Below are 14,167 nucleotides of genomic sequence, written 5' to 3'. Positions count from 1 at the left end.
GTATTTGGGATTACTGCAGGCAGTCCATCGCAGCCCTATGGTAAGTTTGGCATTCTTGTGTACGTAAATCAAAGGCAGCCCGTATAAACGCCAGCTAGAATTCCAAGAGCCAATATACAGTATACAGTAAATGATGTCTCTTGGATATCTCCAAGAATATAAAAGGTGTCTGACAATATTACTGAGGCGTTCGCGCATAAAATAATCAGAAAGATTTCGTTAGCAATTCTTCGTAAACTTGAAAAACGCGTTGTGAGTTAATTTGATTATCGAAGTTCTTCCTGGCAAATAGTTCAGCTTGTCCGCCCATTTTTCTACGCGCTGGTTGATCGTTTCCAAGGATCTCGCAGTATTTACAAAATTGTTCCGGTGTTTCATAAAGGAAGCCTGTCACCTTATCAACAATAAGTTCGTTTACTCCACCTAAATTCGCACCGATACTAGGCTTCCCCATAGCCGATGCCTCAACAATCGATCTTGCAAAATGTGGCTTCGTAAAAGGTACAACAAGTATATCGCTTGAAGCAATGATAGATGGAACATCTTCTCGGAAGGGAATGAAATGTATTTGAGGATCCCCGTTTGCACTTTGTACCACCTTGTTTGTGTAGGTGTCTGTAAGTTCTGGTTTTAGGCCGGCTACAACAAAGTGAAAGTTGCTGTGCTTAGCTGTTAAAGTTCTTGCAGCTTCAACAAGAGCCAAAGTCCCATTGCTCTCAGAAAACCTAGCTAAATATAGAAAAATGATTGAGTTAATTGGCAGGTTTAATTCCTCTCTAAGTATATTAGAAGCTATTTTGGAGTTGTAATCTTCAAAGTTAACCGCATTATAGATGATCCTGACGTTACCTCGAGTCTTCATGCTTGCTGCAGAAAATTTGTCAATAGCAATGAATTCATCTACATATTTAAAGGCAAAATGCTTGATAACTTTTCCACATAGCGAATTCTTTAAAAGTGGTTCCCGCACGTGACAAACTACTTTAATTTCTTTGTTTACCGATTTTGCCGCGATAGCTACAGCGAACAGGCAGGATGAATTTAAATGTATAAGTTTTGGTCTGTTGTCTTGAATAAATTTGCGAGCGTTCAAGAAGGACTGAGGTAAGAACAAAAAGTTCTTCACGAACAATTTAAAATGCATTCCGCTGACTGTTGAACCATGAAACGGGAATATGTTTTCAGTGATGAAAAGCCTCAGAGGCCTTTCTTTAAACAGATTTAAGCCAGGGCCTTTTTTAATACATAGCAAATTTACGTCGTACCGAACGTAATTAATCTTATCAAGAAGAAAAGAGAGGCTCCTTGGTGCCCCACCTAAATTCCCGCTATGATGAACGAATAAAATCTTTTCCTTATTCATAAGAGATACTATCCTCTTTCTGCTGTTTTACCAAATGCAAACTTGAATTCTTCTAAGCGCTCCACGAAATCCAAGTAAGTTTTAATTGCAATAACCTGAACTTTCTGTTTGGAAGGCAAGTCATTTCCATAGCGATTTAAATAATAGTAAATTTCATTCAACCTAGGTATAAGGGCCCATAATACTTTTGCAGAGGCTTTTAAACGGCTTGATCTTCTCATTCCAGCTCTTCCCCCACCAACCCTTCGAGATTTTTTTACCAACTCGCTCATTTTGTGTCGTGCAGGATGCTTGACCCTTACTTCCGGGGAGTACGCAACATTGAAGCCTTTGGCTTGTGCGCGTCGCGCCCATTCGTGATCGCCTCCTGAGAATAATGACTCATTAAATTGTCCAACATCGTCAAATACCTTCTTATAAGAAAACATATTACCTGTAACTGACGAATTTAAACGCTCTACCACCAAATCCTGTTTAAAAGCGTACACTTTCTCATAAACCTCAGCTGGTAATAACCTATCACCTTGAAAGAATAAATCGATATGACCCGCAATTCTGCTTATTTGTGGATTACCTGCAAAGAAATTGCAAGCATTAGCTATCCAATCTACTTCGGGAATACAGTCAGAGTCAGTAAAGCCAATGATCTCGCCGTTCGAAACGGAAATAGCCGCATTTCTGGCTGCGTATGATCCCGGCGCTGCTACTTCGATTATACTGCAATTACTAGGAAAAATAAAACCTGCCGGCGTTTTATCTGTTGGATCATTATTGGCTACTATAATTTCAAATTGGTCTCTTGATAAAGTCTGCTTTGATAAAGCCGAAAGACAAACCGCCAATCTATCCCAGTCGTGAAATGTGGGAATAATAATTGAAACTTTTTTGGAGCTATAGAACATTTGAGACAAAGTCAGAGTTTTTCAGCACTTTCAATCTTGCAACCTGGACACTAAGCAAACGCTATGGTGTTAATAGTTTCGCGGCCTACACTGAAATAGGTAAAGCCAAGATCACGCATTTGCTGTAGATCATATAAGTTCCGTCCATCGAAAATGACTTTCTCTTTTAAAAGTTTAGACATTTTCGCGAAGTCGGGAGTGCGAAATTGCGGCCACTCAGTAAAAATCATTAATGCATCAGCTTCGTCAAGCGCCGCGTAAGCGGTTGGGCAATAAGTAATCTCTGTAATGAGTTTTTTTGTATTCTCCATTGCCTGAGGGTCGTATACAGTAACTCTTGCGCCTGCGGCAATTAATGCTCTAATATTTTCTAAAGCAGGGGCCTCTCTGATGTCATCTGTATATGGCTTAAACGCAAGTCCCCACACAGCAATGGTCTTTCTTGACAGGTTACCTCGGAAATATTCATCAACTAGTGGCAGAAGTTTTTTCTTCTGGTCTTCATTTACTGCCATAACGGACTTCAATGTACGGAAGTCATATCCGTAATCTTCTGATGTTTTTGCAAGAGCTTTGACATCTTTTGGAAAACAACTTCCACCATATCCTATGCCAGCAAAGAGAAATCTCTTTCCTATTCTACTGTCCGCGCCTATGCCTCTTCTGATATTGTCTACATCAGCGCCAACTCTTTCACACAGGTTGGCAATCTCATTCATAAATGTGATTTTGAGTGCAAGGAAGGAATTGGCAGCATATTTTGTCATTTCTGCGGAGCGTTCATCCATAAAGATGACTGGATTACCCTGGCGTACAACTGGCGCATAAAGTTTTTCAATCACTTCTCTCGCTCTTATTGAATTGGTGCCTACTACAACCCTGTCAGGTTTCATGAAGTCTTCTACAGCAACACCCTCTCTCAAGAATTCTGGATTTGATACAACATCAAAATCGACTTCTGCATTAGCTGCAATTGCGGCATGTACTTTTTCTGCAGTACCAACAGGTACAGTACTTTTATCTATGATTAATGCATACTCAGAAAGAATAGGTCCTAGGTCGCCAGCTACCTTTAATATGTATTTTAGATCTGCTGAGCCGTCCTCACCCGGAGGAGTCGGCAGGGCCAAAAATATTACCTGTGCGCCTTTAATGCCACTTTTTAGATCTGTGGTAAAGGAAAGTCTTCCTTCCGCTACATTGCGTTCGAAAAGCACATCCAATCCTGGCTCATAGATTGGAATCTTTCCGCTATTTAACTTTTCAATTTTATCAATGTCGATGTCTATACAAGTTACCTGATTTCCAGTTTCGGCAAAACAAGTTCCTGTGACCAGACCGACATAGCCTGTTCCCACTACTGCTAATTTCATGTTGCAGAATATTAGAATGAAGAATTGACCGGTAACTGGCTAAACTGCTTGGAGAATCCAGGTATTGAGATACGTGGAAGAAGGGGCCGAGTGGCAAGGAGTCTTTGATGGGAAATTTTTCATGATCGTTGAGTAATGTTGAATTGTTGTTAATACTTTCAAAAATGGAATCAAAAGAGAGCGTTTACAAACTTTTAGTTTCATTTCTGAAATCAAAGTTTGTAAACACATTTATATAGTCTATTAACTTCTGGTTATCATTTTTCTAAGCTTTGATTCGAAGCTTTGCACCTTATTTTCCTTCTCATCTCCATAGTACCCGTATCCATAGCCACCATAGCCGTATCCATACCCATATCCCGCGCCGTACTTAACTCCATTAAATATGACTGAGAGATTATTGAATCTATTAGTCCTCTGCAAGTCAGATAAACGTCTCAGGTGATCTACTAAAGTGTAATTGAAGCGCACGAGGTACAGTGTTGCATCAACATACTTTTCAATCAACGCGGAATCTGTTACAAGCCCGAATGGGGGAGAGTCAATAAGGATATAATCGTATTGCTCCCGCAGCTCAGCCAGCATAACGGGGAGTCGCCCATTACTAATTAACTCTGATGGATTTGGCGGAATAGGTCCACTGGTTAGAACGTCGAACTTAGGATGAATTTCTGACGGTTGGATAAAATCTTCCGGAGTGCCCTGACCAATCAAACAGTTAGAAGCACCGTACTTATTAGTAATTTGTAGCCGCTCGTGCAAGGTAGGTTTTCTAAGGTCTAAACCTATTAATAACACGCGCTTGTCGGAATAGGCCAAGCTCGCAGCGAGATTAATACTTACAAAACTCTTTCCTTCGCCGCCTATGGAGGAAGTGAACATAATCACGCGACAAGTCCCATCTCCTAAATATTGCAAATTGGTCCGGAGTGCTCTGAATTGTTCTGCTACTGCACTGCGGCTGGTCATTTTAATAACCGCCTCGGCTGGTTGATTTTTTTCCGTTTTCATATATCCAATATCTCCGATCACCGAAATATGGGCAAGCTTTTCGATATCCTCTCGGGTTTGGACTGTATTATTTAACATTAACAGCAAGTTGATCAAAATGACTGGCAGTAAGATCCCGGCAGCGCCTGAACCAAGCCACACGTAAAGCTTTTTTGGCTTGATTGGGCTCAAAGAAGCAGTAGGAGCATCAACAAGGCGGCTGTCCGTAACAGTTGCTGCATAACCTAATGCAGTTTCTTCTCTTTTCTGTAACAGGTAGAGATAAAGGCCTTCTTTAATACTTTGCTGACGTTTAATCCCAACGTATTCTCGCTCTTTCTGTGGAATGCTTCTAAGGCCAGCAGAAAAGCGGGAATTAACACCCTCTAAGCTCGATTTCGTTACATCTAAACCCCTACGTAGGTTTTGCACATTTTCTCGGATAGCTTGACGTGTATTTGCAATCTGAGTGTTTATAGTTCCCAGAAGTGGATTACTTGCCTGCGTTGTTTGCGCATATTTTTCGCGCTGAATCTGAAGATCATTGTACCTGGTCAAAAGAGATACCAAGATGGGATCATTAATCATATAAGTGGCAGGGGCAGGGGCGCCATCACCAGCGTTCTTAATGTAATTATCAACACTCTCTAAGACACTGATCTTAATATTTACATCATTGAGTTGTGCGTCATTCTCCTTGATATTTTGTAAATACAAGTTCGACTCGGCGCTAATATCTGTCAAGCCTTGAGTTCGTTTGTAAGATTCAACATCTTTTTCAACATCACCCAGTTCACCTGTTATAAGGCCAAGTCGCGACTCAATGAACTTTAGCGTATTACTTGCTTCACTGTTCTTATCATTGAGGGACGATTGCACATAAACATCTAACAGTTTATTTAATACGTCTTTGCCACGTTGAACTGAGGTATCTTCAAAACTTAACTCGAGAACTGTACTTTTTTGATTTGGCTTTAGAATTTCAAGGCGGCCAAGCATGTTGCTGGTAAGCCTTTTTACGTCGCTAAAGTTAATTCTTACATCTTTGTACTCCGAGTCTACACCTTTTAGTACTGAGAATAGTCCCCAGGGATTTCTAAATCTTTGACCAAATTGGTACTTCGCGTCCTCATCATTAATGGAGAAAGTGTTTGCATCGATAACATGAATCTCTAGCGGATTTTGTAAACCAAACTCAGATATGAGCTCAGGCTTCACGATTACCGGACTAGCTTTATAAAGATCAACAGTTCTAAGCCCATCAGTTGTTTCTACGTTAACATCAAGCTGGAGCTCACGAATTGTCTGTTCCATTAGTGATTGAGATTTCAAAATCTCAACCTCATTTTCGACTAGCTTGTTGCCTCCGAACTGAGCCATTTCTTCGATGAAATCATTCCCACTGCTCAGACCCTTCTTCTCATCTTTGATCAACAATTTCGCTTTTGATAAATACACAGGCTGCTTGATTTGAAGATAGAAGAAAGCAGCCGTAAACGCAACAGCCAGGCATAAGGGGAATAAAAACCAATATCGAAGATATCCGCGTAAGTAAGTCTGTAAATCGAACTTCTTTTCCGCTTCCTCCATCGGTTCATGGTTCAGGTCAGCGTTCCGGTTGTTTATAACAGCCATATTGTCTTTTGTTAAGCTTAAAAATAGTAACGTTGAATAATTAGAATAATCTAAAGCGATAGATCAAGAGACTCATTGCTGTAATTGCGCTCAAGAAGATAGGAGCTAGTTGCACAGCACGGTCAGTCGTGTTCATTCGAGCCTTTATAGGCTCAACATAAATCACGTCGTTCTTGTGCAGATAGTAGTAAGGTGATTCGAATATTTCTCTGGAAGTAAGATCTACGCGTGCATACTGACGTTCGCCTTTTTCTTCTCTAATGATCATCACGTTGCTACGCTTTCCAAAAATAGTAAGATCACCTGCCAGACTAAGTACCTCGGGCAAAGTAATTTTTTCATCTGGAATGACGTAGACTGCTGGCCGATTTACTTCCCCGAGAACTGACACTTTGAAGTTGATATTCTTAATGTTCACGGATGGTTCTTTAAGGTAAACCAAGAGCCTTTTCCGAATTGTATCAGCAGCGACTTGGGTTTGCAATCCTACTACATGTATTTTGCCAATAAGAGGCAGTTCTATATTTCCGTCATTGTCAACCAGGTAACCGAAAGGTTGACGTGCTGTGTTGCTTCCAGATCCATAGCTTACAGATGTCGATGTAAATTCATTAGCTGCATTGAAAATGGCATTTGCCTCCGTATTTAAGCTTCCAATGTTTATGGAAAGCATATCATTGCTTGCAATAGTTGGCACGTAGCTCTGCGAGATCTTCGTAGAGGAAATTCTTGTAGTGTCTCCTTGGAAATATACAATAGTTTTTGGCGATACACATGAGCTAGTACCAGCAAAGATTGCTAAGAGGATAGCAACCAAAATTGAAATCGATCTCGTGAGTTTCAGTGTAGATAAAGACATAAGTGAACGATGAGTAAAATATTGAAGTAATTAATCAGTTTAGGGTCAGTCTCTTAACCGCATCTAGGAAGTGCCTGAGTTGGTGAATCATTGTTATGAAATCTCGAGAAATGGGTATGATGCAATTCTTGTTTTTTACATCTAAATTCCCAAAATCTGAATAGATTCAAGCTGCTGCCGGTTCAATTACTCAGAACAAATATAGAATAAATTCAATTCGGAAAACTAAATATCGAGGAGTTTTTCATTAGCAAATGGATATTTAGAAACCCAGTTATTCTTATCGCTTTTTTTGATGAGCTCCAAGTGCTGAATTTTGTGTGCATCTGTTCCGATGAATGTGATTAAATTGTTCTTCAGGAGCCATTCAGCCATTTTTTGAATATTTTCACCGTAATAGCCAGTAAGCGATAAAATATTTAATTGTAGCTCGCAACCTCCATCGACTAATTTCTTATACTCTGACGGGTTAGAAAAGAAATATGTATATCGCTCAGGATGAGCTAGCACCGGCTGATAGCCCTTAGACAGAATAGTGAAAATATTTTCTGAGGTATTCATTAGAGGTGTCGAGTATGGAAGTTCCACCAGTAAGCGGTTACCAGGTAGTGTGAGCACTTTCTCACCATTGGCCAACATCTCATTAAAATGCTCATCTATAAAATATTCAGCTGCCGCATTGATTTCAATTGTGAGTCCCGCCAATTTAGCCGCTTGTCTCACTTCTTCGATACCGGTCAAAATTCTCTCAGGAGTATTCCGATAGCAATCCCACATTACATGTGGAGTGGTGTATATTTGAGAATATCCTAGTGTCTGCATTTTTGCGGCCATTTCAACAGCGTCTTCAACTGTTTCTACTCCATCGTCAATCCCTGGTATTATGTGTGAATGGATGTCAACCCCAATGTGACCAAGGTCTACTTCTTTCGTCTTTTTCCTGTCAAATAGCCAGTTGAACATATTTGTTGGCTCTCCAAATTTACGTAATAACAACGACTGACATTCAGCCTTTGCATAAATCCCTAATTGGACAAATTTAAGATTAAAAAAGTGAATCACGCAAAACTTTGATCTCTCCATAAAATCAAAGGCATTTAGAAATCAAGTGTAATCGTGATCCTGTCCAAGAAGTCGACAATCTAAAATTTGTCTCCGATCGGACGAAAACACGGTAAGGAGCTACATTCACAGTATGGAGTAAAAAAAATCGGTACTCGGAGCTCTAACTCCGAGTTTAACGCATCTTTTTTGACTCATTCATGCAAGTATTTGCCAAGTTCATGCAACAAAAACCCGGCTTAGAATAATTGTAGATTATTTGTAGAATTACTTTGCATCCCTATTTAAAAATGTCGTACTTTTGTATTAAGAAATTTGCAGCAGAATGAATGAGATCGCTTGGGCTATTGTAATCCGCCCTCAGGAATGGTGTGTTCCTCGTCTGTTTAGCAACTCTTATAAGCCTAAAGTTACTTCCGTAAGTGCCGGATAATTGTAAATAGTTTGAAGCAAATGGCATACTTAGATCCTTATAATCTTTCTCTGACTCCGAAGACAGCAGCGCATTTACTTAGACGGGCAACCTTTGGCCCCACACAACAAGAGATCAAGGCTTTGGTGGGTAAGACTCCCTCAGAAGCTGTTGATATGCTAATCAACAATTCGTCATTCACCCTCTCTCCACCACCACCAGTAGAGATGCAGGAATCCAGATCTGATTACGGACAGACGTTTCTCGATAAACCATATACGAACCGCAACTTCGCGTATTATTCTTATATCAAGTACTGGTGGATTGGCTTGATGGCACAGCAAAATGGGAAGCCTTCCGTTTTGGAGAAGTTAACTGCTTTTTGGCAAAATCATTTTGTGACAACCTATGCTTCTTTCGAAGACTACCGGGCTGTCGATAAATATCTTCGTTTGCTAAGAAATGGAGCACTGGGCAGTTACCGAGATATGGTTATTCGTATATCGAAAGACCCTGCCATGCTTTATTTCCAGAATGGCAATGAAAATACAAAAGGCCAGCCGAATGAAAATTACGCTCGGGAGCTGCAGGAACTATTTACAGTAGGTCAAAAAAACTTCAGTGGTAAGCAAAATTATACCGAGGATGATGTAAAGGCCGCTGCAAGAGTTCTTACCGGATGGCAGGTCAAAACGTTGGCTGGGACGGGCTCTGATTCGCTAGGCTCTGTTTTTACTGCCGCTCGCCACGATACATCGGACAAAATCTTCTCTTCTTATTACAATAGTACTACTATAATTGGGCGGAGTGGAGATTCGGCTGGTGATCAGGAGCTCGGAGACCTTGTCGACATGCTACTGCGGCATCCGGAAACCCCAAAATTTATCTGTCGAAAGCTCTATAGATGGTATGTTAATCCGAATGTTACTCAGGAGATAGAGGATCAGGTAATTGTTCCGCTCGCAGATTTTTTCAAAAGTAGTGGAAACAACTACGCTATAGCACCTGTACTTGCCAAGCTACTGAAAAGCCACATTTTTTTTGATAACAGGAATATTGGAGCAATTGTCAAGTCGCCTTCAGAGCTGATGATTGGTACGTTGCGCTTTTTTGATCAACCTGTCCCCGATATCACAACTGAACCAGCAGCCTTCCGGACATTGATGACCTTCTTGGCAAATAGCATGGACGGCATGCAGTTGAACTTGCTTAATCAGCCTTCAGTATTTGGTTCAATTCCTTACTTCCAGACTGGCTATTCAATGAATTGGATCAATGAAACCTCGCTTGGGCTGCGTGGTAGTGGAACTGACACGTTTGTTTATCCGACACTTACCATTAAACCTGGGTATATCTTAGGAATAGACGTCCTAGGAAGGCTTAGTGCTATTCAGCCAAACTTCTCGGATGTGACAGGAACACCTGCGATCACGTGTGAGGATGTACTTGCAGAGCTTTCTAAGAATATGTTTGCGACCGATCTCGATCAAGCCCAAAAAGATTTTCTGATCGATTCAATTATGATGATGAATAGCAGCGGTAGAACCACGTGGATTAGAGAGTGGGATGCTCTACGGGCGGATCCAACTAATGGAAACAAGAAAGCCACTATCAATTGGCGGTGTCGCGCGTTGTTAAAGTATATGTTGCGTATGGCTGAGTATCAATTATTTTAAGACTCTGTGATGAAAAGAAGAGATTTTTTGAATGCAGCATCTGCTATGATGGTTCCCGTTATGTTAAACGGGTTCGGAGTAAAATCGTTTGCGAAGGGATCATCTTTGGTTCAATCCTTGAAGAGAACCTCTGCGCTGAACAATGATCGGATTTTAGTAATTATATATCTTGGCGGCGGGAATGATGGGCTTAACACTGTTATTCCGCTTGAGTATTACTCGGAATACTATGGCCTAAGAAGTAATATCGCAATTCCGGAAAGTAGCATACTTCGGCTTTCTGGAAACGCTGAGACAGGCTTTCATCCCGCTATGACAGGAATGCGTCAGATGTACGATGATGGCAAACTAGCGCTGATTCATTCGGTTTCATATCCCAACCCTGATCAATCACATTATCGGTCTACCGATATATGGATGACAGGTGTTGACTCATCGCAGTACGCTAATTCTGGCTGGGCCGGGCGATACTTAAATGAGAGATATACGGGCTATCCTAATGGGTATCCTAGTTCAGAAATGGAAGATCCGCTCGCAATTCAGATCGGTCAAATTAGTACGACTACATTGTTGGGCAACCATCAGTCAATGGGCGTAACTATAGAAAATCCACAGTCTTTTTATCAGTTGATAGGGGAATCTGCGAATGCTGGGACTGGTAATTTACCGTGCTGTGATGCGGGGGAACTAATCGCTTTTATTAGACAAAAGCAGGCACTAGCAGTTGGTTATGCTTCTGAAATTAAGGCAGCGGCAGATGCGGGTACAAATATGGCGAGCTATCCAGCTGCTTCAGAAAAGAATGAACTTGCCGAGCAGCTTAAAATCGTCGCCAGGCTAATCCACGGCGGGCTTAAATCTAAGATTTACTATGTTGAACTTGGGGGATTCGACACGCACTCTACCCAAGTTGGTACTACAAGCCTTGAAGGTGTACACGCTAGACTGTTAAAAAAGCTCTCCGATGGGATAGCTGCTTTTCAGAATGACCTTAAACTTCAGGGAACAGAAGACAAGGTTCTAGGAATGACCTTTTCAGATTTCGGTAGAAGGGCAACTTCTAATGCCTCAAAAGGAACAGATCATGGAATAGGTGCTCCGATGTTTGTTTTTGGCAGTGGTATAAAGCGACAAATTGTTGGTAATAATCCAGACCTAGTTAACGGTTTATTACCAGCTTCTCCTGCTCCGGGAGTATTAAACCGGGATATCAAAATGCAAATCGATTTTCGCCGGGTGTATTCGGATATTCTTAATGATTGGTTCGGTACCGCAGATTCCAGCACAGATCAAATCCTCTTCAAAGACTTCAAAACTACTTCTCTTTTTTCAGAAGTTGTTCAATCACTGGCGTCCGGCGCATGGATTAATCCAGAAATTTGGTCAACTGGGCGTATCCCCTCTTCGAGAGACATAGTACAGGTTAACGCGGGCCACAACATTGAAGTAGGACAAAACATTAGCGTCAAAAATGTGAAAGTCAAAGCAGGAGGGGAGCTGAAGTTCCTAGGTGACTACGGCGTTAATATTACTGGTTGACCCAACAGCTCTCGTCGCAAATCAGGTCTAAATAACCTGATGATGTTAGCACCACGCCCATGCTTGTAGAATTATTTATTTCAAATTATAGTATTTATATTTTTATATTACTGAATGAGATTGCTCATTACATTGAACAAATTCTATGAATCCTAATGCCAGCTTGATTCAGATTTATAAAACTCTGTTACTAACCATAACTTTCATTTGCACACTTGCGAATGAAAGTTATGCACAAAATGGAATCGTTGTGACGGAGCGCAACTCGCCGTTCGGAATTGTTAGTTTCTCTGCTTCCTCAAAACTCACTGGAATTAGTAATACTAAGCATGTTGACGGATACGTCAAAAAGTACGGCCCGTCTTACTTTGTCTTTCCAGTAGGGCAAAGTGGATCATACAGACCCTTCGCAGCAGAAGCGGACGGGATCGCAGGAGCTTACTTCAGGGCTGATCCATCAACGGCTTCTCTACCCACCGGCGCGCCATTTGCCAGCTCCAGTATAGGACCTGACATTAAAAATGTCAGTAAAAAAGAATATTGGGACATAAACGGCGCAAATTCGAGCAGGCTTTCCCTGACCTGGGATGTTGGCAGTGACATAGCAGGCCTGACTGGCCAATCACTTCAGAATCTCGCCATTGTAGGATGGAGTGCGACAAGTTCAAGATGGGAAGTTATAACAGCCACAATAGATGAACTAAGTGTTTTTGGTAGTGCCAGTTCATTGGAGAAGGGATCCATAACGACAATTGAAAAGGTTGTTCCCAATCAATATCTAGCGTATACTCTAGCGTCCTTAAATACGAGCGCAGTAGCCGCAAGCTACGAAGGAGACTTACAAAGCGCCAGCTGCTCAGAGTTAATCGGGTGGGCATGGGATAAAAATCATCCAGAGGCTGCTTTGACCCTCGAACTGGTAGTAGAAGGCACTGTTCATGCTACATTTGTTGCCAATACGCTGCGCACTGATCTTGTAAATGCCGGCAAAGGTACCGGCAAGTATGGATTCAAAATCCAGTTACCAAGCAATCTGATTACTGGAACAACACAACAGGTCAGTGTTCGTGTGCGCAGTAGCAAATACTTACTTTCTGGCTCACCTAAATCAATAAATTGTTCCTATGGCGGCGCATTTGAGGTTGCCGATTGTGGCACAATCAGCGGATGGGTACAGGACAGGAACAATCCAAATTCCGCATTGGAGTTTGAGCTTGTGGAAGGGACAACGATTTATGCAAGTGGCGTTGCCAATATCTTTCGCGCTGATCTGAGAGATGCAGGTATTGGAACTGGTAAGTATGGATTTAAAATCCCTTTGCCACTAAGTTTAAAAGACGGTGGGAATCATCAATTAAGTATCCGCGTAAAAGGCACGACATATCTATTATCAAACACGAAGAACATTAGCTGTGCTGCTTCTCAATTCGACGGCTATGCATATGCTGATTGTCAGAAATTATATGGCTGGGCTTGGGATTTGAAATATCCGGAAACAGCCATGACTATCGAGATTTATGAAGGAAGCAAGATCTATGCGACTGTTGTTGCGGATGCATTCCGCCAAGATTTACAGGATGGCGGCATTGGTACAGCAAATTACGGGTACAGTATACCACTTCCAGCTGAGCTGAAAGACGGTAAGACCCATGCATTATATGCCCGGATCAAGGGGACATCGTTCGTTCTGAAAAACTCCCCTAGAACCTTGACTTGTGCTGTGCCTGTCTCATATGCCGGAACTTTGGAAACTGTTAGCTGTGATGCCATCCAAGGCTTTGCCTGGGATCAAAGCTACCCGGAAAGATCAATGGTAGTAGAATTAATGGAAGGAACTAAAATTTGGGCGACTGACACTGCTTCCATCTATCGTTCTGACTTGAAAGATGCTGGAATCGGTACTGGAAAGTATGGCTTTAACTTTAAATTTCCAGCAGCGTTACGGGACGGAAATGTACATGCTTTAAGCGTGCGTATAAAAGGGGCTAGTACTACATTAACAAATTCTCCGAAGAACATTACCTGCGCCTTGCCAGCTTCTTACGGGGGCGGCTTTGATTTCCTGAGCTGTGCTACGATCAAGGGCTGGGCGTGGAATAAAAACTATCCAGACCAGGCGCTTACAGTGGAGATTGTAGAGGGCAGCACTGTCCTTGCAACTGTTCTGGCGAACAAATACCGGGATGACATCAAGTCAAAAGGGTATGGAACTGGCAACTATGGGTTTGAGATCGCTCTTCCGTCATCTTTGAAAGATGGGGCTGCGCATACATTAAGCGTTCGTGTAAAAGGGACTACTTATACGGTTCCTGGTTCACCCAAGACTGTAACGTGTGCTGTTCCTGCCTTGTACGCA

General features: G+C 41.8%; 8 protein-coding genes and 1 pseudogene. 3 read left to right on the top strand and 6 right to left on the bottom strand.

Annotated features, from left to right (window positions below):
* Positions 1-205 precede the first annotated feature (205 nt).
* The 6 genes from Q369_RS0117285 to Q369_RS0117260 form a co-directional block, all read right to left on the bottom strand.
* Positions 206-1,363 (bottom strand): glycosyltransferase family 4 protein, encoded by a 1,158-nt coding sequence (locus Q369_RS0117285; RefSeq protein WP_031529040.1) that lies wholly within the window; start codon positions 1,361-1,363, stop codon positions 206-208.
* A gap of 8 nt (positions 1,364-1,371) precedes the next feature.
* A complete protein-coding gene (locus Q369_RS0117280; RefSeq protein WP_051664114.1) occupies positions 1,372-2,265 on the bottom strand; it encodes a glycosyltransferase family 2 protein in 894 nt (297 codons plus the stop codon).
* 50 nt (positions 2,266-2,315) lie between these two features.
* Positions 2,316-3,638: a UDP-glucose dehydrogenase family protein gene (locus tag Q369_RS0117275; RefSeq protein WP_031529038.1), complete on the bottom strand. Its 1,323-nt coding sequence runs from the start codon at positions 3,636-3,638 to the stop codon at positions 2,316-2,318.
* Positions 3,639-3,881: 243 nt separating this feature from the next.
* On the bottom strand, positions 3,882-6,263 hold the full coding sequence (locus tag Q369_RS0117270) for a GumC family protein (RefSeq protein ID WP_031529037.1): 2,382 nt from the start codon (positions 6,261-6,263) through the stop codon (positions 3,882-3,884).
* Between the two features lie 40 nt (positions 6,264-6,303).
* On the bottom strand, positions 6,304-7,122 hold the full coding sequence (locus tag Q369_RS0117265; protein ID WP_031529036.1) for a polysaccharide biosynthesis/export family protein: 819 nt from the start codon (positions 7,120-7,122) through the stop codon (positions 6,304-6,306).
* A gap of 225 nt (positions 7,123-7,347) precedes the next feature.
* Positions 7,348-8,205, bottom strand: a complete 858-nt coding sequence (locus tag Q369_RS0117260; protein ID WP_229206877.1) for a tyrosine-protein phosphatase — start codon at positions 8,203-8,205, stop codon at positions 7,348-7,350.
* Between the two features lie 432 nt (positions 8,206-8,637).
* On the opposite strand from Q369_RS0117260, the gene Q369_RS0117255 reads away from it, so the two are divergent.
* From Q369_RS0117255 to Q369_RS0117245, 3 genes and pseudogenes are all read left to right on the top strand, one after another.
* Positions 8,638-10,272, top strand: a complete 1,635-nt coding sequence (locus tag Q369_RS0117255) for a DUF1800 domain-containing protein (RefSeq protein WP_031529034.1) — start codon at positions 8,638-8,640, stop codon at positions 10,270-10,272.
* A 9-nt stretch (positions 10,273-10,281) separates the two neighbouring features.
* A complete protein-coding gene (locus tag Q369_RS0117250; protein WP_031529033.1) occupies positions 10,282-11,811 on the top strand; it encodes a DUF1501 domain-containing protein in 1,530 nt (509 codons plus the stop codon).
* 145 nt (positions 11,812-11,956) lie between these two features.
* Positions 11,957-14,167 (top strand): annotated as a pseudogene (locus tag Q369_RS0117245) (hypothetical protein); the annotation flags it as partial.

Origin of the sequence: Dyadobacter crusticola DSM 16708 (assembly GCF_000701505.1) — a bacterium.
Lineage (GTDB): Bacteria > Bacteroidota > Bacteroidia > Cytophagales > Spirosomataceae > Dyadobacter > Dyadobacter crusticola.
The sequence above is the reverse complement of the archived record's forward strand: the minus strand, read 5'-3'. Positions and strand labels throughout refer to the sequence as shown.

Bases quoted from the DNA above. Each gene is read 5' to 3' on its own strand.
- Q369_RS0117280 (WP_051664114.1), bottom strand. From the start codon at position 2,265: ATGTTCTATAGCTCCAAAAAAGTTTCAATTATTATTCCCACATTTCAC.
- Q369_RS0117255 (WP_031529034.1), top strand. From the start codon at position 8,638: ATGGCATACTTAGATCCTTATAATCTTTCTCTGACTCCGAAGACAGCA.
- Q369_RS0117285 (WP_031529040.1), bottom strand. From the start codon at position 1,363: ATGAATAAGGAAAAGATTTTATTCGTTCATCATAGCGGGAATTTAGGT.
- Q369_RS0117275 (WP_031529038.1), bottom strand. From the start codon at position 3,638: ATGAAATTAGCAGTAGTGGGAACAGGCTATGTCGGTCTGGTCACAGGA.
- Q369_RS0117265 (WP_031529036.1), bottom strand. From the start codon at position 7,122: ATGTCTTTATCTACACTGAAACTCACGAGATCGATTTCAATTTTGGTT.
- Q369_RS0117260 (WP_229206877.1), bottom strand. From the start codon at position 8,205: ATGGAGAGATCAAAGTTTTGCGTGATTCACTTTTTTAATCTTAAATTT.
- Q369_RS0117250 (WP_031529033.1), top strand. From the start codon at position 10,282: ATGAAAAGAAGAGATTTTTTGAATGCAGCATCTGCTATGATGGTTCCC.
- Q369_RS0117270 (WP_031529037.1), bottom strand. From the start codon at position 6,263: ATGGCTGTTATAAACAACCGGAACGCTGACCTGAACCATGAACCGATG.